This window comes from Bacteroides sp. OF03-11BH (genome assembly GCF_003604005.1).
GTDB lineage: Bacteria > Bacteroidota > Bacteroidia > Bacteroidales > Bacteroidaceae > Bacteroides > Bacteroides ovatus.
Map to the genome: position 1 here is coordinate 49,448 of NZ_QTMW01000012.1, position 19,894 is coordinate 69,341.

A 19,894-nucleotide genomic window follows, 5' to 3' on the forward strand; every position below is an offset into this window, starting at 1 on the left:
ATTATTCAAAACGGACAGCCCTATGATTAACGGAAAAATTATCAAAGTATGCGGTATGCGTGAAGCTGAAAACATACAGGACGTAGAGTCTATCGAAGGCATAGATATGCTGGGATTCATCTTCTATCCTAAATCTCCCCGATATGTCTACGAGCTTCCGGCTTACTTGCCCATTCATGCCCGGCGTGTCGGAGTTTTCGTCAACGAAGACAAGCAGACAATCAGCATGTATGCTGATCGTTTCGGACTGAATTATGTACAGCTCCACGGAAATGAATCGCCGGAATACTGCCGGTCCTTACATTCCACTGGATTGAAAATCATCAAGGCCTTTTCAGTAGACCGTCCCAAAGATTTGAGAAAGGTATATGACTACGAAAAAGTCTGTGATCTTTTTCTGTTCGATACCAAATGCGAACAGTATGGTGGTTCGGGAAATCAATTCGACTGGAGTATTCTGGATATGTACAATGGACATGTACCCTTCCTATTGAGCGGAGGCATTAACTCATACAGTGCCAATGCCCTGAAAGAGTTTAAACATCCCCGGCTTGCCGGATACGATCTCAACAGCCGTTTTGAATTGAAACCGGGAGAAAAGGATCCGGAGCGTATCCGGACATTTTTAAACGAATTAAAATCATAATCTAAAAATTCCAACGTCATGAATAGAATTAATCAACTTTTCAATAGCAACAAGAAAGACATACTTTCTATTTATTTTTGTGCCGGTACTCCTACTTTGGATGGTACCGCTGATGTAATCCGCACGCTCGAAAAGCACGGAGTGAGTATGATTGAAGTCGGCATTCCTTTCAGTGATCCGATGGCAGATGGCATTGTTATTCAGAATGCCGCTACGCAGGCATTGCGCAATGGTATGTCTCTAAAACTTCTTTTTGAACAATTACGGGATATTCGCAAGGACGTAAAAATCCCACTTGTGCTTATGGGATATTTAAACCCAATCATGCAATTCGGATTTGAGAATTTCTGCCGTAAATGTGTGGAATGTGGTATCGACGGCGTCATTATCCCTGATCTCCCTTTCCGTGATTACCAAGAACATTATCGTATCATTGCCGAACGCTATAACATCAGAGTGATTATGCTCATCACACCGGAAACTAGCGAAGAACGGGTACGCGAGATAGATACACATACCGACGGATTTATTTATATGGTTTCATCAGCAGCAACCACCGGAGCGCAACAAGATTTCAACGAACAAAAACGGGCTTACTTCAAAAAGATTGAAGGTATGCATCTGAACAATCCGTTGATGGTGGGATTTGGTATCTCCAATAAAGCAACATTCCAAGCAGCTTGCGAACACGCTTCCGGAGCTATCATCGGCAGTAAGTTCGTCACTCTGCTCGAAGAAGAAAAAGACCCGGAAAAGGCGATTACCAGACTGAAAGAAGCCCTGAAGTAAGAGCCTCGGATGAAAATTTCCGCAGGCCGCAGGGCTATTTCCGCAAACCGTGGGGCTATTTCTGCAAGCCGTGGGGAGGCCGTACTTCACCCGTGGGACGAGCAGAGACAAGCCGTGAGCTGAACAAAAACAAGACGTGGACTGAACAGGATCGAGGCGTGGGCTGACAATCTCGTTGCCCCTGTCATTCACCGAATCCGAAGTCCGAACAACAACAGCAGCAGTCTTCCTTTCCTCGCCAATATTGCTGCTGTTGTTTACAACAGTAGTAATATTTCTCTTCTACTCTCTTGGGTTTCATTCGGTTTTTGCCCTTTATCCATCGGCGTTTCAGAGTTTTTTTCCACTGCACTTTTTCCACTGGTTTTTGCATACTATTAACCACTGATTTGCTGTAGTCATTCTTTGCACACAGATACAGCAACAACACATAAATCCCTACAAGTTGCACTCCCCCTGTCTGATACATCATGACGCTCAAATTGTCGCCTGCCCAAAAACAGATTTCTAACGGAAAATACCGGTCATTTTTCATTTTCTCTTTCGTTTTTTATTTAAAGCCGGACACTTCGTCCAACCTGCCCCAAAGATGGGGACATTTTTTCATACTACATATCGCAAAAATGCAACATAGATATTTTTTATAGTCTTGTCCTTCCAACTTTATATAATTCGTCGTTTAGCACTCATTATTCGCATTTAATCCGTATCTTTGCCAATGTTTTAACAGTAATTCAACAATTATGAGAGCAGAAACTCCTTCCGTTTTGTTAATTTACACGGGTGGGACTATCGGAATGATAGAGAATCCGGAAACAGGTGCCTTAGAAAATTTCAACTTCGATCATTTGCTTAAGCACGTCCCCGAACTGAAAAGATTCAACTACCGCATTTCCTCCTACCAATTCGATCCCCCTCTCGACTCTTCGGACATGGAACCTGCTTACTGGGCAAAACTGGTAAAGATCATCAATTACAATTATGATTATTTCGATGGTTTCGTCATCCTTCACGGAACAGACACAATGGCTTACACTGCCTCTGCACTAAGTTTCATGCTCGAAAATCTAAGCAAACCTGTCATCCTCACAGGTTCCCAGCTCCCGATCGGGACTTTGCGCACAGACGGAAAGGAAAACCTCATCACAGCCATCGAAATTGCAGCAGCTAAAAATCCGGATGGTACAGCCATTGTTCCGGAGGTTTGTATTTTCTTTGAGAATCATTTGATGCGTGGCAACCGTACCACCAAAATCAATGCGGAGAATTTCAATGCTTTCCGCTCTTTCAATTATCCGCCATTGGCACGGGTAGGTATCCACATTAAATATGAGCCTAATCTCATTCGAAAACCAGACCCGACAAAACCGTTAAAGCCGCATTACCTGTTTGACACCAATGTAGTTATTCTAACGCTTTTTCCGGGCATTCAAGAGAGTATCGTGACTTCTCTGCTTCATGTTCCGGGATTGAAAGCGGTTGTCATGAAAACCTTCGGTTCGGGAAATGCTCCGCAAAAAGAATGGTTCATCCGCCAACTAAAGGAAGCTACCGATCGTGGAATTATCATTGTCAACATTACACAATGTGCCTCCGGAGCAGTAGAAATGGGACGTTACGAAACAGGAATGCATCTTCTGGAAGCAGGTGTAATCAGTGGATATGACAGTACCCCCGAATGTGCCATAACAAAGCTCATGTTTTTATTGGGACATGGATTACCCAACAAGGATATCCGATATAAAATGAACTCCTGCTTAATAGGAGAAATCACCAAGTCTTAAGTTAAATCCATCTATTGTAACCCCCTGATTTTCATTTTAAACAGTTGTATAAAAGTGAAAATCAGGGGATTTCTCTTCATCATCATCAAGACCGAATCAAACCTAAAAGAGCCAAAGAAGAACCAAAACGGAAGTATAGTTGTTTTCACTCCATAAAATAACAGAAAAAACATTTCCAATAAAAGATATGCAGTTATTTTTGTGATGGATTTGGTTACAAACAATCAAGCAATAATACATTATGATGAAGAAAACAATTCAATTTGTACCCATCATTGCAATAGCGATGGCAGGTACTATGTCTAGTTGTGTTGACTCTGGAAAGGATCTCTATGATCCGTCTTACGAAACACCTAACCCGATGGGAGATGGCTTTGCTGCTCCCGATGATATCGATTGGAACATGATAACCACTAAAAATGTCTCGGTCGAAGTGAAAGATGAAGAAGGAGGACTATTTGCTTATTTAGTTGAAATATATGCAGAAGATCCTTTGACTAATGAAAGCGCTTCCGTGCTCGCTGCAAGGACAGCTAATAAAGAAAACAACTTTAAATTTACAACCGCTGTCAGTCTGCTGCCAACTCAAAAGGGTATTTATGTGAAGCAAACCGACCCTAGAGGACGTGAACAGGTATATCAGTTCGATGTGCCGGAAAACAGCGATAATATTACCTGTAAACTCTATTATGCAGGATCTACTGCACAAAATAGAGCGTTGATGAGTCGTGCCGCTGCTACAAGAGGCCTTTCATTTGAAAAGCCGGATTACTATTCCATACCTGCTAATGCAAAAGAAGTGACTGAAATGTCAGGAACCACTTTGCTGCGTGATGCTTCTTACAAAATCACCTCTGACTATGCCGGCACATTCAAGTTTGACGGTTATGACGGTGAAATTGCAACCAAAGTTTATGTAGATGCTAAATGGACGATTCCCGCAACATTCCAATTCCAAAACGGTATTGAAATCATTGTGATGAATAATGCTAAAATTGAAGCATCAGGAACCATGACGTTCATTAGAAACTCCATGTTGACCATTATGGAAAAGGGAGAAGTGAATGCAGAGGATATATCATTCACCAATGGAGCGCCTGCTGCATTAAGAAACTGGGGTGCACTGACTGTAGCGAACACAATGACACTACATTCCGGTGCAACACTCTACAACAAAGGAACCATAACCAGCAAGAATATCTCAATCAATTCCAATACGAAAATTGTAAATGACAATAAAATCAGTTTGGAAGGAGAATTAAATCTGCCGTCTAATTTCTCTTTGGAAAATAACGGAGAGATTTATGGAGAGAAATTAATTGCAAATTCCGACGCTGTTGCTACCAACAACAACATCATGAAGTTTACAACCATCAGTCTCACCAATACGACTGTCAACAACGCTTGTAGCATGGAAGCAACGACTTCTTTCTATGCCAACGGAGCGACGTTTAACTTTACTCAAGGATATTTGAAAGCTCCTAAAATGGAGTTTGTTAATGGAACAGTAAATTTAAGTGATGGTTCTATGCTGGATGCTACGACAAGTATCAGCATACCTCCCGGTTATGCCAAGTTTTATGGAAAAGGTGAAAATACTTCTATGATAAAATCACCGGTTATCACCGGACAAGGTTTCACATATGATGGAAATTTGGTTATTGAATGTGACAGCCACGTTGAAAAGAACCAATGGTGGGAAAACTTCCATGTACTGAATGGCGCATACTTCACCAAAATGGGAGACTCTAAAGTCATCATCGATGTTTGTACAGGAATTAAAAATGGTGGAAATGAAGGAGGAGATCCTGAAGATCCTAAGTTCCCGATCATCATGGATGATAATCGCAATTATGCTTATCTGTTTGAAGACCAATGGCCTTTATATGGGGATTACGATATGAACGACCTTGTTCTGATTATCAAGGAAAGAAAGATCTCCATCAATAAGAGCAATAAGGCAGAAGAGTTCACGTTAAGTCTTGATTTATCGGCTGCCGGAGCTACCAAGAGTATTGGAGCTGCTATCATGCTGGACGGTGTTCCTGCCAGTGCCATTACGCAGCCGGTGGAATTCAGTGACAACTCTCTTTTTAAAGGTTTCAATGTGAATAGTAATCTGATTGAGAACGGACAGGACTATGCGGTTATTCCATTATTTGACGATGCTCACAAAGCATTGGGAAGAGACCGTTACGAACAGATCAATACGATTGCAGGTCACTCTGCCAATACGAGTCCTAAAAATATCAGTTTCACTATAAAGTTCAGCAATCCTATCTCTGTGGATGAGCTTAATATCAATAAACTGAATGTTTTCATTTTCGTAGAAGGAAACAGAAACCAGCGTAAGGAGATTCATATTGTCGGTTATCAACCAACTAAGTTGGCAAATACCGACTTGTTCGGAGGCAACAACGACGATAGTTCTACTTCCCGCAAGAGATATTACATCAGCAAAGATAACCTGGCATGGGGAATCATGGTTCCGACAGACTTCAAATGGCCTTTGGAATATGTGAATATCAAATCAGCTTACTCGTTATTCGAAAGTTGGGTGACCAGTGGCGGTACTAAGAATGAAGAATGGTGGAAAACTTTTGATTCATCAAGAGTATATAAATAAGCCTAACAATTAATCTTTAACACGGATTCCAGTTTTTATGGAATCCGTGTTTTTTCATTAAGATGCTGTAAGTTGCAATTAATAGAAAAAAAAGATATATCACGAATTTTACTCTCCTGATTGGGGATTATTCTAAAATAATATCTATATTTGCAGTGTATCACAAATATTATGTGACAACAATCTTAATCTATAAATCAAATAACAAAGCAAGCGATAGAAAGGTCTATTCGTATGAAGAAAAAAATATTACTAGTCGACGATAAATCGACAATCGGAAAAGTGGCCGGTGTGTATCTAGGAAAAGAGTATGATTTTACCTATTTGGAAGATCCCATCAAAGCAATAGAATGGCTTAATGAAGGCAATGTACCTGACCTCATTATTTCAGACATTCGTATGCCTCTCATGATGGGGGATGAATTCTTAAGATACATGAAGAACAATGAATTATTCAAGTCAATTCCTATCGTTATGTTATCCAGTGAGGAAAGTACAACGGAAAGAATCAGACTATTGGAAGAAGGAGCAGAAGACTATATCCTGAAACCATTCAACCCTTTGGAACTCAAAATCCGAATCAAAAAGATTATTGACTAATACCGGGTCTTCTACACATGCAATATTTTGTTTATATAGGCAGAGATAGCAAAACAATAGAACTACTCTCCCGACTAAGTATTGGGGTATTCTATGCTGCACCCAATTGTAGCAAAGCTGTCAAAGTATTGGAGAAAATACGCGAAAAATATGACGCAGCTCTATTTTTCGAACAAGTGAACATATCCAAAGATATTGCAGATATCCAATACATGCGTAAAAAGTATCCGGGGCTTTATATGGTACTCGTTATCGACTCCTTATCTAAGGAAGAAGCATCCGAATACCTTAAAGCCGGTATCAACAATACGATAAAATATGAAACAAGCCAGGAGGCTTTAAAAGATTTATCAACTTTCCTTAAACGAAGAAAAGATCAGAAAATAAAGGCACTTCAACTTAAAGCACAAAATATAAATGCTTTCCGCCTGCCTTTATGGAAAAGAACCTTTGATATTTTCTTTTCAGGAATGGCGATATTATGTCTTTCTCCTCTCTTAATATTTACTGCACTAGCTATCCGGATAGAAAGTAAGGGTCCTATTATCTACAAATCCAAGCGCGTAGGAAGTAATTATCAGATATTCGACTTCCTTAAATTCCGTTCGATGTATACTGATGCAGACAAGCATTTAAAGGATTTCAATGCCCTTAACCAATATCAGCAGGAAGATGAGGATATTTGGGGAGAAGAACCGGAAGCGGAAGTGAATGAAGAAATCGATGAAGAAGAAATCCTCTTGATATCTGACGATTTCGTAATCTCCGAAGAAGACTACATAAACAAGAAGTCCAAGGAAAAAAGCAATGCTTTCGTTAAGCTGGAAAATGACCCTCGAATAACTAAGATTGGACGTATTATACGTAAATATAGTATTGACGAGTTACCCCAGCTTATTAATATTTTAAAAGGGGATATGTCAATAGTAGGCAACCGCCCTCTCCCACTCTATGAAGCCGAGTTGCTGACAAGCGATGAACACATCGACCGTTTCATGGGTCCGGCCGGATTGACCGGTTTATGGCAGGTAGAGAAAAGAGGCGAAGCCGGTAAACTTTCTGCTGAAGAACGCAAGCAATTGGATATCACCTATGCAAAGACATTCTCTTTCTGGTTGGATATAAAGATTATTCTGAAAACAGTTACTGCATTCATTCAAAAAGAGAACGTATAATCTCCTTCCAGATGATAGGCTCTTATATCTACATAATAGATGATCTGGTATTCTTCTGTACAGGGCTTTTGCTCCTATACCTCTTTGTGATGGCCATAGCCTCACATTTCAAACATATCACCTACCCGAAGGCTCAAAAGGAATATGGTTGCGCCATTCTCGTTCCGGAGGGAAGTATTCTTCCGGATGTGTATAAAGAAGAAGAGTACGAGTTTATCACATACAGCGATCTATATCAGGCAATCAACAGTTTAGATCAGGAACGATATGATCTGGTTCTCTTCCTGTCCAATACAGCATGCGCTTTATCTCCGCAATTCCTGAATAAGATATATAATGCCTATGATGCCGGTGTACAAGCCATCCAACTACATACGATAGTAGAAAACCGCAAAGGCATCCGTAATCGCTTCCGGGCTATACGTGAGGAAATAAAAAACAGCCTCTGTAGAGCCGGCAATACACAATTCGGACTGTCATCCAATTTATTGGGAACTAATATGGCAATCGACCTAAAATGGCTGCAAAAGAACATGAAAAGTTCTAAGACTAATATCGAACGAAAATTATTCCGACAGAATATATACATTGACTACTTGCCGGATGTGATTGTTTATTGCCAGTCCGCACCCGCCTGTCCTTACCGTAAACGTATCCGGAAAACAACTTCCTACTTACTCCCTTCCATATTTGAAGGAAACTGGAGTTTCTGCAACCGGATCGTACAACAATTAACGCCTTCTCCACTTAAATTATGTATCTTCGTAAGTATTTGGACTTCGTTGATTACCGTATATAATTGGACCTTATCATTCGGATGGTGGATTGCACTTTTCGGTCTATTAATCACTTATAGCCTGGCAATTCCTGATTATCTGGTAGAGGACAAAAAGAAGAAAAAACATTCAATATGGAGAAGAAAACACTTAAACAGCGAATTAAAGAAAACCCCGGCTTAAAACAGGCTGTACATCGTTTTATCATGCACCCCGTTAAAACTCGCCCTAATTGGTGGATACGGCTCTTCGATTTCATATACCTGAAACGCGGAAAGGGTTCTGTCATCTATCGGAGTGTACGCAAAGACCTCCCTCCTTTCAACCGATTCTCTTTGGGTAAATATTCTGTTGTCGAAGACTTCTCTTGTCTGAATAATGCAGTTGGCGACTTGACAATCGGAGATTATACACGCATCGGATTGAGAAACACAATCATAGGTCCGGTTAATATTGGCAATCATGTCAACCTGGCACAGAATGTAACGGTCACAGGACTCAACCATAATTATCAGGATGCAGAAAAGATGATTGACGAACAAGGTGTCAGCACACTGCCTGTTGTCATCGAAGATGATGTATGGGTAGGTGCCAATTCGGTCATTCTACCGGGAGTAACTTTAGGGAAACATTGCGTAGTGGCCGCCGGAAGTGTAGTCAGTCATTCCGTCCCACCCTATTCAATATGTGCCGGATGCCCTGCAAGAATCATAAAAACATACGATTTCGAGACTAAAGAGTGGAAAAAAGTAGAGAAAACACCTGCTACTAACCATAAATAGTGAGAATAGCTACAGAATATACCTCATAAAGGTGATTGTGACACATTCTGAAACGCATTATCTTTGCAGTATCAGAATTGAATTAATTAGTCATAATTTTATTACGTAGCCACATTTAAGTAAAAAATGAAATAGAGTCCCGCCGAAGCGATTTCGTCGGGATTTTGTTTTTTATTACCTTAATCCAATCCACAGACTTAAATCCCATATAAATAAAAAACGAGCTAATTCTTTTTATAGAACCACTCGCCACTGCATCAGAAAAGCCTAAAGGCTTTTCCATAGTACCTCAAATTTCCTGAAAACTAATCTTCTTTTTACCTAAAAACGTCTTACCTATTGTTATCCTTTTACCTTCTACTAAAAACTTATCCTATTGAACTAAACTAAAAAACTTTTAATACCTTAAACTGTCTAACCTAATACCTTATTTAATATTTTCTTTTACCTTATAAACTAACAGCAATTTCTCAACTGCTTTGCAAAGGTACGAATATTTTTCGTGTGCGCAAACGGTTTTATATTTTATAACACTTCCGCAGGCTATAAATCTTTCACATCGCTCAATGCAACCAGCTTATTTACAATAGCATAGATAGTCAAACCGGCAGCACTATGTATTTGCAATTTTTTGCTAATATTTCTTCGGTGTGTAATCACTGTATGAATCGACAAAAAAAGCTTTTCCGCTATTTCCTTATTTGTCATTCCCTTCACCACACAGATGACGATTTCCTTTTCCCGCTGGCTAAGCGTATCCTGATTATCCATCTCTTCTTCTTCGGAAACCACATTCAATAAACCTGCAATTTTCTTAGAAAGAGTTTCCAAATCATCGAATATCGAAATAGACTCATCATACTTACCCAATAATGAAGCATCTACAAAAGAAGTAACCAACGCTATTAAACGTATTCTTTTACCGGATATTTCTTCTCGAAACTTAGCTACATCAAAGTAATCACCAAAAGTAGGATTGACAATCAACATCTCGGGACATTGCGTTCGGACGCAATCGTGCAAAGCTTCAACAGACAGTAATTCTATTGGTTGTACTTTTACGTTAGAAAGACGCTTCAATGCAGCAGTCAACCCACCACGAATAATTACAGAGGTCTCTGCAATAGCTATTCGAACTACTTCGTTATTTTTCATTCTCCCTAATCCTCCTTTCCAAATTCAGAATAGCAGGAACAAAAATATAGTCCTCAACCTTGCAATGAGATTCCAGTCCGGCTTCGCAAGCATATATGTCGAAAAGAGCCGCGTTCAAAAGATTTTCATTTGTTTTGGCAGGGCAATATTTAATAATGATATTTTTCAGTTCTGTCAATTTCTCCCCTACCTGATCGTGATGCTTGGAAAATGTACTGATCTGATAGTTTTTGGGAGCAACTCCTTTAATCAATGAATCGACATACTTAAATACGGTTTTCTCTTCATAATCCATGTGCTTACGCACCTCTCGTGTATATTCATCGAAAAACTTAAGGATGAGAAAAGCAACATCGTCTTGCGAACAGTCGATTGCCTCGATCAATTTACGACGAATAGCGGGAAGAGAAAAATCCAGAAAATAAATATGTGCCTGCCGCAGATAATCAATCAATGCAGGTATGGAAATATCATCTTTATCTCCATCGAGCCGGGAAAAGCCTTCAGCCATAAAGTTGACTACAATCAGAAAGGTCCGGCAGTCTACTCCATTCAGTTCACACACCTCCTTGACTGTCTTGTCACCGAACCCCAACGAAAGCCCAAAACGACTCATCACTTGCAACAAAGAATAATTATCGCTGATGAGATCAATCATCTTATCAGTTGGCTTATATTTTTGTAAATTATCCATCATACCTATTTATATTAGAGACTGCAAAGGAACGGAATATTTTGCTGAAATACAATCATCATTTATAGGTATTTTAATTCGCCGGAAATAGCCAAATACTAATTATATGCTACTATTTTGTAGCGTAACTTTAGGCAAGCTAGTCTTTTTTTAGTAATTTTGTCGCTATCAATTTGTAATTAGTAACTCGTAATTTGTAATTAATAAAATGGCAAACGAACTCGAACTGAAATACGGCTGCAACCCTAATCAAAAGCCTGCCCGTATCTTCATAAAAGAAGGCGAACTCCCCATCGAAGTATTGAATGGACGTCCCGGTTATATCAATCTATTGGATGCATTCAACAGTTGGCAACTAGTGAAAGAACTGAAAGAAGCTACCGGACTGCCGGCTGCCGCTTCTTTTAAACATGTCAGCCCTGCAGGTGCTGCTGTTGCGGTAGAAATGAGCGACACGCTGAAGAAGATTTATTTTGTCGATGACATGAAACTATCTCCATTGGCTACAGCATACGCCCGTGCACGTGGAGCAGACCGTATGTCGTCTTACGGAGACTTTATCGCATTGTCCGACACTTGTGACGAAGAAACAGCACGCATCATCAACCGTGAAGTATCCGACGGCGTCATTGCTCCTGACTATACTCCCGAAGCACTGGAGATTCTAAAGAATAAAAGAAAAGGAACCTATAATGTAATAAAGATAGATCCTGCATACCGCCCGGCTCCTATCGAACATAAAGATGTATTCGGAGTAACTTTCGAACAAGGAAGAAACGAATTGAAGATCGATGAAAGTCTTTTGAAAGAGATGCCTACGCAGAACAAGGAAATCCCGGCTGATGCAAAACGCGACTTAATCATTGCCTTAATCACTTTAAAATATACACAATCCAATTCTGTATGTTATGCCAAAGACGGACAGGCAATCGGTATTGGCGCAGGCCAACAGTCACGTATTCACTGTACGCGCCTGGCAGGAAATAAAGCAGATATCTGGTATTTACGCCAACACCCGAAAGTGATGAACTTGCCATGGATTGAAAAAATCCGTCGTGCAGACCGTGACAATACGATTGACGTTTACATTTCGGAAGATTATGACGACGTACTGGCAGACGGTATCTGGCAACAGTTCTTCACTGAAAAGCCTGAAATACTGACACGCGAAGAAAAACGGGCATGGTTGGATACGATGACAGGCGTAGCTTTAGGATCAGATGCATTCTTCCCATTCGGAGATAATATAGAACGCGCACACAAGAGTGGCGTCAGCTATATTGCACAACCGGGCGGATCAGTACGTGACGATCATGTGATTGGAACTTGCGACAAATACAATATGGCAATGGCATTTACAGGCATCCGCTTGTTCCACCATTAAAAAGATCGACCATTTTTTATTCCATATATCCCCATTTATAATGAGAAGGAGACAAATCTTCCATTATAAATGGGGATTTCCTATTTCTTTAAGACCCTCTATCTTTGCAGCGTTACATTTAAAAACGAATCAAAGATGAATAAAATTGGTGTATTTTATGGTTCCACAACAGGAACAACAGAAGACCTTGCCCGTCGAATTGCAGAGAAATTAGATGTACCATCGGCAGATGTATTTGATGTATCCAAGCTAACAGAGGCATTAGTCAATGAATATGACGTATTGGTGCTCGGCTCTTCCACATGGGGAGCAGGCGAACTTCAAGACGACTGGTACGATGGAGTAAAAGTTTTAAAGAAGTGTGATTTATCCCACAAATCTGTAGCCTTGTTCGGTTGCGGCGACTCTGACTCGTATAGCGACACATTCTGTGACGCAATAGGTATTCTTTATGAAGATCTGAAAGATACCCACTGCAAATTCTGTGGAGCAACAGATACTGCAGGCTATACCTTCGATTCTTCCATTGCCGTCGTAGACGGTAAGTTTGTAGGTCTTCCACTTGACGAAGTCAACGAAGATAGCAAAACAGACGAACGTATCAGCGCATGGGCTGAACAAGTGAAACAAGAAATTAGCTAATTTTACCTTAACATAAAAAGAATACTTTGCATCATGGCAACTGAAAGAATCATCCCCGGCGAAATCCGAATTTTTCTTAATCATATTTATGAGTTTAAGAAAGGCGTACGCAACATGGTACTTTACACAATGAGTAAAGAGCACGAAGAATTTGCCATCCGCCGATTGAAAAATCAAAAGATCAGTTATATGATACAGGAAGTAGGTACCAATAAAATCAACCTGTTTTTTGGAAAGGCAGAATGTATGGAAGCCATGCGGCACATCATCATCCGTCCTTTAAACCAACTGACTGCCGAAGAAGATTTTATTTTAGGAGCCATGCTGGGATATGACCTTTGCCAGCAATGCAAACGATATTGCAGTAAAAAAGAAGGTATAAAGATGGCAGTTTAAGCGATAACCTTAGCATAAGTTTAGCTTTGTTTGTATGTAGTTTGTCTGAGTTGAATCGTTTCTGAAAAGGTAGTTTCCTGATGGTAGATATACTCAAGGAAACTGGTTGTAGAAGAAACGATTCGCTCAATTACAAACAAAATCGGTGACACTATGAAATAATAAAGACTACCCTACACACTAACAACAGACAAAGGTGTATATCAGTAAAAATTATCATACTTAAATACACCTTTGTCTGTTTTATTTTATCTACTACTATATTTTTTTTACTCTTTAGATTAAAATTACCTACATATACTGAATTTAAGAAACAACTATGCCTAATATTAGGTATTGCCACATTTTTTAACCTCATCTAACTTTGCAGCCGATAAAATTATTAAAAAGATGAGAAAAATAACAGCAATCGTTATTCTTAGTCTCCTATCTTCTCTTACAATTCCAGCACAGGAGACAAAAGAAATTTCCAAAAGTAGTAATTCTTCTTCTACAGAAGAATATACAAAATTCCGTTTTGGAGGATACGGTGAAATGGTCGCTAATTTTAAAGATTATGGCATCAACCGTTTCTATGGAGGAAACGATGGTAATCCAAAGAAAAACAGGAATACCATTTCAATTCCCCGTTTCGTTTTAGCTTTTGATTATAAGTTCAATTCCAAATGGATACTCGGTGCAGAGATTGAGTTCGAATCTGGTGGAACAGGTACAGCTTTCGAATTAGAAAACACCGAAAACGGTGAATACGAAACAGAAGTTGAAAAAGGAGGTGAAGTAGCTATCGAACAATTTCACATCACACGTTTAATTCACCGCTCCCTCAATGTACGTGCCGGACATATTATTGTTCCGGTAGGATTGACTAACGCACACCATGAACCGATCAATTTCTTCGGAACTTCACGCCCGGAAGGTGAAACAAGCCTTTTGCCTTCTACCTGGCATGAAAATGGTCTGGAAATCTTTGGTTCTTTCGGAAAAGGGTATGCAAGCTTCGATTACCAAGCTATGGTGGTAGCAGGCCTGAACCCTAATGGATTCGATCGTAACACATGGGTAGGTAGTGGCAAACAGGGAATCTTTGAGGAAGACAACTTCACTTCTCCCGCGTATGTATTTCGTTTAGATTATAAAGGAGTTCCCGGTTTACGTGTAGGTGCATCATTTTATTATTGTGCAGATGCAGGAGCCAACTCTGATAAAGAACAGACTTATGCAAACTATGGAAAAATTCCGATAAGAATCTTCACCGCAGATGCACAGTATCGCAATAAATATGTAACAGCACGCGGTAATATCTTATATGGAAATTTAGGAAATTCATTAGGAGTAAGTCAGGCAAATGTCAAATTATCCAATAAATCGCCTTACAGCCGTCTGGCTCCGGTAGCGAAGAATGCCGTAAGTTATGCAGCAGAAGCCGGCATTAATATCCGCTCGGTCTTCGGAGGCAATAAAAAGATTCCGGTAATCTATCCATTTGCCCGCTATGAATACTACAACCCACAAGAGAAAGGGGAAAAAGGGCAAACGATGGAAAAACGTTGCCAAGTAAGTATGTGGACAGCGGGATTAAATTGGTACGCTTTGCCAAACTTAGTGATAAAAGCAGACTATGCAACCCGCCAGATTGGTACAAATAAAGTTTTTGGCGTATCAAAGTCATACAACAGTGAAAACGAATTTTCTATTGGAATTGCCTATATAGGATGGTTTATTAAGAAATAACAAATAATCAATTATTTAATTTTTATATGATGAAAACAAAATTCTTTTATGTCGCAGCCCTAATATTGGGATTAGCATTCACAACAACTTCTTGCAGCAGTGATGATGACAACCCAACAGTAGATCCTGCCAATATTGATTACACTCCTGAAAACGCATCAAGCTGGCATAACTACATGAGAAATGTAGCAGCACTTCTAAAAACAGATGCAACCAATCTCTACAACGCATGGAATTCAAGCTATAAAGGAGGTGAAAGCTATGCTTCCCTGTTCAAGGCTCATAGTGGCTCTCCTTACGCAAGCGCCTTGAGCTGTGTGGAAGAAATCGTGGATAAATGCGCGGAAATTGCCAATGAAGTCGGTACTGCCAAAATTGGTGACCCATACAACTTGTATAAAGCCGGAAATACTGAAGAAGCATTATATGCTGTGGAATCCTGGTACAGCTGGCATTCTCGTGATGACTATACCAATAACATTTATTCCATCCGGAATGCATATTACGGTTCTTTAGACGGTAATATAAATGCTAATTCTTTATCTACTGTTATCGCCGGTGCTAATTCATCATTAGATACCAAGATAAAGAATGCTATCCAAAAAGCGGCAAAAGCCATTCAGGATATTCCGCAACCTTTCCGTAATCATATTCCCAGTAACGAAACGGTAGCAGCTATGGATGCTTGTGCAGAGCTGGAAAGTATACTGAAGAATGACTTAAAATCCTATATTGCAAATAATAGCAACAATATCAATACGGACGCAGTACTTAATCCTGTAGTAACACAATATGTAGATGCAGTAGTAGTGCCTACCTACAAAAGTTTGAAAGAAAAAAATGACGCTCTCTACAATGCAGTAATAGCCCTTGCAGACAATCCGTCAAATAGTGCTTTTGAAACAGCTTGTGATGCTTGGATCACTGCCCGTGAACCATGGGAAAAGAGCGAAGCTTTCTTATTCGGTCCGGTAGACGAAATGGGACTTGATCCTAACATGGACAGCTGGCCTTTGGATCAGAATGCTATTGTACAAATACTGAATTCTCAAAGTTGGAGCGATCTCGAATGGAGTGAAGGTGATGATGAAGCTGCTGTCGAATCGGCACAAAATGTACGCGGTTTCCACACATTGGAATTCCTTCTCTACAAAAACGGTGAACCACGTAAAGTACAATAAAGCTTTATCTTAGCTAAGATATTATTGAGAAGTAAAGGTTGGAATTCAATGATCCACCTTTACTTCTTTGGTATGTTTAAAACATATTATTGAAACAAAGTCAATAAACAATGAATCACTTTCTAAAATATTCATTCTCTTTCTTTTGCCTGTTGGCATGCTCTGCCTGTAATGATGACGGAATTGACATATTGGATATCGAGATTCCGGAGGGCTATGCTCTATCAGCCGGAACATCAACTATTTTCTTGAATTCGTCTGTTGCTTATGACACGCCTGCAGATTGGATAACAGGAGCATACGATGTACGTTTCACCCGAGGTGACAGACTATATGACGATGTACGTACAAGTAACAACGGTCATGGCGGCGGACTTGGTCCCGTTTATGCCGGTTATTCGTGCGGCAGTTGCCACCGGAATGCGGGACGTACCAAACCCTCTTTATGGACAGAGGGTGGATCGGGCAGCTATGGATTCTCTTCCATGCTAGTCTACATATCCCGTAAAAACGGAGCTTTCTTTCAAGATTATGGACGTGTGCTTCATGACCAGGCAATCTATGGAGTGCAACCGGAAGGCAAACTGTCTGTGGAATACACTTACGAGACATTTTCTTTCCCTGATGGAGAAGCCTACACACTTTGCAAACCCAATTATACTATATCTGAATGGTATGCCGAAGAAATCAAACCGGAAGATTTGTTTTGTACCGTACGTATTCCATTACGCCATGTAGGCATGGGGCAAATGATGGCACTAGATCCTGTTGAAATTGAAGCACTTGCAGCAAAAAGTAATTATCCCGAATATGGAATCAGCGGACGATGTAATTACATCACCGAACGCGGAGTGAGAAGTCTGGGATTGTCCGGCAACAAAGCTCAACATGCCGATTTAACTGTAGAATTGGGATTCTCCAGTGATATGGGCGTTACCAACAGCCGCTATCCGGAAGAAATCTGTGAAGGACAAATACAAGTAAACCAAGGTAGCATGATGGGGCTTTCTTACGACCAACTGGATGTCAGCACAGAAGAGATGGAAAACGTAGATCTCTATATGCAAAGTCTTGGTGTTCCCGCCCGGCGTAATGTAAACGATCCGCAAGTAATCAAAGGGGAACAGAACTTCTATAAAGCCAAATGTCATCTCTGTCATGTGACCACTTTACACACTAAGACACGTGGTAGTGTTTTATTAAATAATACTCAACTCCCGTGGTTAGGCGGTCAAACGATTCACCCTTATTCTGATTATCTATTACATGATATGGGTTCTGAAATTATGGGAGTCGGACTGAACGACAACTATATAAGCGGGCTGGCACGTGGAAACGAATGGCGTACTACCCCTCTTTGGGGAATCGGCTTACAAGAAAAGGTCAACGGACATACTTATTTCTTGCATGACGGACGTGCCCGCAATCTGACAGAAGCCATCATGTGGCATGGCGGAGAAGGAGAAGCATCAAAGAACTTATTTAAGAATATGAGTAAGGAAGACCGGGATGCGCTGATTGCATTTTTAAATTCACTTTAAACTAAAAGTAGTATATATAAAGTAATTATGAAGAGATTTATAATCATTGCCATGCTGACTGCCATAATGCCTTTGGCCGCTATGGCACAACATGAAGAAGATACAGAAAATGGTGTAGTATCATTAGCTGGAAGAGAAGGATTCACTATCGAAACCAAGAAAGGAGATTTTGTATTCAAACCCTATCTGCTCGTACAGACCAGTGCAAACTTCAATTGGTACGACGATGAAGGACTGGATAAAGCATACAATCAAGATAACATAGCCAACTCCGGATTTTCAGTTCCTTACGCCGTACTCGGATTCACCGGAAAGGCTTTCGATAAAGTATCTTTCAACCTTTCCATAAATGCGGCAGCCAGTGGAGGCGCATTACTTCAACAAGCCTGGTTTGATGTTCAACTGAAAAAGCAGTTTGCCATCCGGGTCGGTAAATTCAAAACTCCGTTTTCACATGCCTACCTGACAACACTGGGAGAAACATTGTTACCTAGTTTGCCAGTATCACTGACTGCTCCCGTTATCCTCCCCTATTCTTTGAATGCGGTAACACCCAATATTGGCACCGGATTCGATTTAGGTGTAGAGATTCACGGTTTGGTAGCTGATAAATTCGGGTATGAAATCGGTTTATTCAACGGTACGGGTGCAGCGGTAAATACAGCAACAAAAACATTTAGTGATGACTGGCACATTCCGTCTTTACTGTACGCCGGACGTTTCACCTATATGCCTAAAGGAGTGATGCCCGCTACACAGGGAAATCCGAACAGGCTGAATGAAGACAAAATCATGTTTGGTATTTCTACCTCTATCAATGTAGAAAGTGAAAATGAAAGTACCAATGATTATCGTGCCGGATTGGAGTTTGCAATGCTAAAGAACAAACTTTACCTGGGTGCTGAAGTCTATTATATGAATGTTGGCTTCACAAAAAGACAAAAGATTTCCGAGTCATATAATTACCTGGGCGGCTATGTACAAGGTGGTTACTTCGTTGCCCCCCGTCTGCAAGCAGCTGCACGCTATGATTTCTTCAACCGTAACGGAATGGACACCAATGGTTTTCTAAATATGCCAGCCGTGGGTATGAACTATTTTTTCAAGAACTGTAATCTGAAGTTACAAGCGATGTACCAGTATATTGCCCGTAAAGGTCATGATACCCAACTTGATCGGGATAACGACGATTTAGGTTTGGCAGTACATTCGGCCAGTATTCTACTTCAGTATACATTCTAAATAGCACAAGAAAGGATTTGTTTATGAAAAAATATATTCTTTTCGGAGGTTATCTACTGTTATTGGCATATATCACATCATGCGATGACGGACGTATTTACGAAAAGACAGAGACCCTATCAGAAGAAGGACGCACGCTGAAGATGAGCGGTAAGATCAATGGTATCAGTAAATGGCCCGATGGTTATAGTGTTGTAGTGGCAGGCTTCAATGATGAGAGCGAGTATGCCGTTGTCACCAAAACAATTCCGGCGGTCGAAGATGATGAGATCCAGGTTACGATGACAGGAGTCAGTGATAAAGTAACCACTATTGAATTGTGCGTTATTAATAAATTGAGAAAACGAGTTATCAGTTTTCAGTCAATGGACGACCTTACAGCAGTTGACGACACCATCCTTATGGATGTGGGAACTGTAAATGTAGGTATGTACCATGGCATTCAAGAAAAAGTATTTAATACGACATGCGCACACTGTCATGGCGGAAGTAGTTCGGCAGCAGCCAACCTGTATCTGACAGAAGGCAAAAGTTACGAGGCACTGGTCAACCGCCCGTCGAAGAAAGTAGATGGCATGTTACTCGTCAAGCCGGGCAGTGCGCAAGAAAGCGTATTGCACACATTATTGAATACCACTATTAGTTCAACCTGGGGATACGATCACTCAAAAGAAATAGTATCATCTCCGATTTTGACCCTTATTGACGACTGGATCAATAACGGTGCGCAAGAATAAATAGTTATTTACC

19 protein-coding genes are annotated in these 19,894 nt (G+C 40.4%); 16 read left to right on the plus strand and 3 right to left on the minus strand.

From position 1 onward, the window contains the following. Nucleotides 1–22 precede the first annotated feature (22 nt). Entirely contained in the window at nt 23–646 is a 624-nt protein-coding gene (locus DXA54_RS11310) for a phosphoribosylanthranilate isomerase (RefSeq protein ID WP_004300108.1), read from the plus strand. An 18-nt stretch (nt 647–664) separates the two neighbouring features. Then, entirely contained in the window at nt 665–1,435 is a 771-nt protein-coding gene (gene trpA, locus DXA54_RS11315; protein WP_004303723.1) for a tryptophan synthase subunit alpha, read from the plus strand. 184 nt (nt 1,436–1,619) lie between these two features. Here trpA and DXA54_RS11320 read toward each other — a convergent pair whose 3' ends face one another. After that, the gene (locus DXA54_RS11320) at nt 1,620–1,970 is read right to left on the minus strand and encodes a hypothetical protein (protein WP_234115671.1); all 351 of its coding nucleotides are present in this window, start codon (nt 1,968–1,970) and stop codon (nt 1,620–1,622) included. 208 nt (nt 1,971–2,178) lie between these two features. Between DXA54_RS11320 and DXA54_RS11325 the strand changes: the two genes are divergently transcribed. The 6 genes from DXA54_RS11325 to DXA54_RS11350 all read left to right on the plus strand — a co-directional run bounded on the left by DXA54_RS11325 (nt 2,179) and on the right by DXA54_RS11350 (nt 9,178). Continuing rightward, nucleotides 2,179–3,219: an asparaginase gene (locus DXA54_RS11325; RefSeq protein ID WP_004300111.1), complete on the plus strand. Its 1,041-nt coding sequence runs from the start codon at nt 2,179–2,181 to the stop codon at nt 3,217–3,219. Nucleotides 3,220–3,460: 241 nt separating this feature from the next. After that, nucleotides 3,461–5,845, plus strand: coding sequence for an LruC domain-containing protein (locus DXA54_RS11330; RefSeq protein WP_004303725.1), 2,385 nt, complete (start codon nt 3,461–3,463; stop codon nt 5,843–5,845). Nucleotides 5,846–6,079: 234 nt separating this feature from the next. Then, complete coding sequence (locus DXA54_RS11335) at nt 6,080–6,445, plus strand: PleD family two-component system response regulator (RefSeq protein ID WP_004300114.1); 366 nt, start codon at nt 6,080–6,082, stop codon at nt 6,443–6,445. A gap of 17 nt (nt 6,446–6,462) precedes the next feature. Next, nucleotides 6,463–7,620, plus strand: coding sequence for a sugar transferase (locus DXA54_RS11340; RefSeq protein ID WP_004300115.1), 1,158 nt, complete (start codon nt 6,463–6,465; stop codon nt 7,618–7,620). An 11-nt stretch (nt 7,621–7,631) separates the two neighbouring features. Continuing rightward, nucleotides 7,632–8,579 carry a glycosyltransferase family 2 protein gene (locus tag DXA54_RS11345; protein ID WP_120079505.1) on the plus strand — a complete coding sequence of 316 codons (948 nt, stop codon included), beginning with the start codon at nt 7,632–7,634 and terminating at the stop codon, nt 8,577–8,579. Continuing rightward, a complete protein-coding gene (locus DXA54_RS11350; protein WP_004303727.1) occupies nt 8,531–9,178 on the plus strand; it encodes an acyltransferase in 648 nt (215 codons plus the stop codon). The genes DXA54_RS11345 and DXA54_RS11350 overlap by 49 nt, the downstream gene beginning before the upstream one ends. A gap of 543 nt (nt 9,179–9,721) precedes the next feature. On the opposite strand, the gene DXA54_RS11355 is transcribed toward DXA54_RS11350, so the two are convergent. Together DXA54_RS11355 and DXA54_RS11360 are read right to left on the minus strand one after the other, a co-directional pair. After that, on the minus strand, nt 9,722–10,333 hold the full coding sequence (locus DXA54_RS11355; RefSeq protein WP_004300118.1) for a helix-turn-helix transcriptional regulator: 612 nt from the start codon (nt 10,331–10,333) through the stop codon (nt 9,722–9,724). After that, nucleotides 10,323–11,027, minus strand: a complete 705-nt coding sequence (locus DXA54_RS11360; RefSeq protein WP_004311871.1) for a hemerythrin domain-containing protein — start codon at nt 11,025–11,027, stop codon at nt 10,323–10,325. Before DXA54_RS11360 ends, DXA54_RS11355 begins: the two co-directional genes overlap by 11 nt. A gap of 208 nt (nt 11,028–11,235) precedes the next feature. On the opposite strand from DXA54_RS11360, the gene DXA54_RS11365 reads away from it, so the two are divergent. From DXA54_RS11365 to DXA54_RS11400, 8 genes are all read left to right on the plus strand, one after another. Then, nucleotides 11,236–12,411, plus strand: a complete 1,176-nt coding sequence (locus DXA54_RS11365) for a phosphoribosylaminoimidazolecarboxamide formyltransferase (RefSeq protein ID WP_004300121.1) — start codon at nt 11,236–11,238, stop codon at nt 12,409–12,411. A 135-nt stretch (nt 12,412–12,546) separates the two neighbouring features. After that, the gene (fldA, locus tag DXA54_RS11370; RefSeq protein WP_004311873.1) at nt 12,547–13,053 is read left to right on the plus strand and encodes a flavodoxin FldA; all 507 of its coding nucleotides are present in this window, start codon (nt 12,547–12,549) and stop codon (nt 13,051–13,053) included. 33 nt (nt 13,054–13,086) lie between these two features. Beyond that, nucleotides 13,087–13,449: a DUF2023 family protein gene (locus DXA54_RS11375; RefSeq protein WP_004300123.1), complete on the plus strand. Its 363-nt coding sequence runs from the start codon at nt 13,087–13,089 to the stop codon at nt 13,447–13,449. A gap of 390 nt (nt 13,450–13,839) precedes the next feature. Continuing rightward, nucleotides 13,840–15,180 (plus strand): hypothetical protein, encoded by a 1,341-nt coding sequence (locus DXA54_RS11380; protein ID WP_120079507.1) that lies wholly within the window; start codon nt 13,840–13,842, stop codon nt 15,178–15,180. 26 nt (nt 15,181–15,206) lie between these two features. Continuing rightward, complete coding sequence (locus tag DXA54_RS11385; protein ID WP_008776579.1) at nt 15,207–16,361, plus strand: imelysin family protein; 1,155 nt, start codon at nt 15,207–15,209, stop codon at nt 16,359–16,361. 110 nt (nt 16,362–16,471) lie between these two features. Beyond that, nucleotides 16,472–17,902 (plus strand): di-heme oxidoredictase family protein, encoded by a 1,431-nt coding sequence (locus tag DXA54_RS11390; protein WP_004300126.1) that lies wholly within the window; start codon nt 16,472–16,474, stop codon nt 17,900–17,902. A gap of 27 nt (nt 17,903–17,929) precedes the next feature. Then, a complete protein-coding gene (locus DXA54_RS11395; protein WP_004303732.1) occupies nt 17,930–19,144 on the plus strand; it encodes a porin in 1,215 nt (404 codons plus the stop codon). A gap of 23 nt (nt 19,145–19,167) precedes the next feature. Continuing rightward, nucleotides 19,168–19,881: a hypothetical protein gene (locus tag DXA54_RS11400; RefSeq protein ID WP_004300128.1), complete on the plus strand. Its 714-nt coding sequence runs from the start codon at nt 19,168–19,170 to the stop codon at nt 19,879–19,881. Nucleotides 19,882–19,894 lie beyond the last annotated feature (13 nt).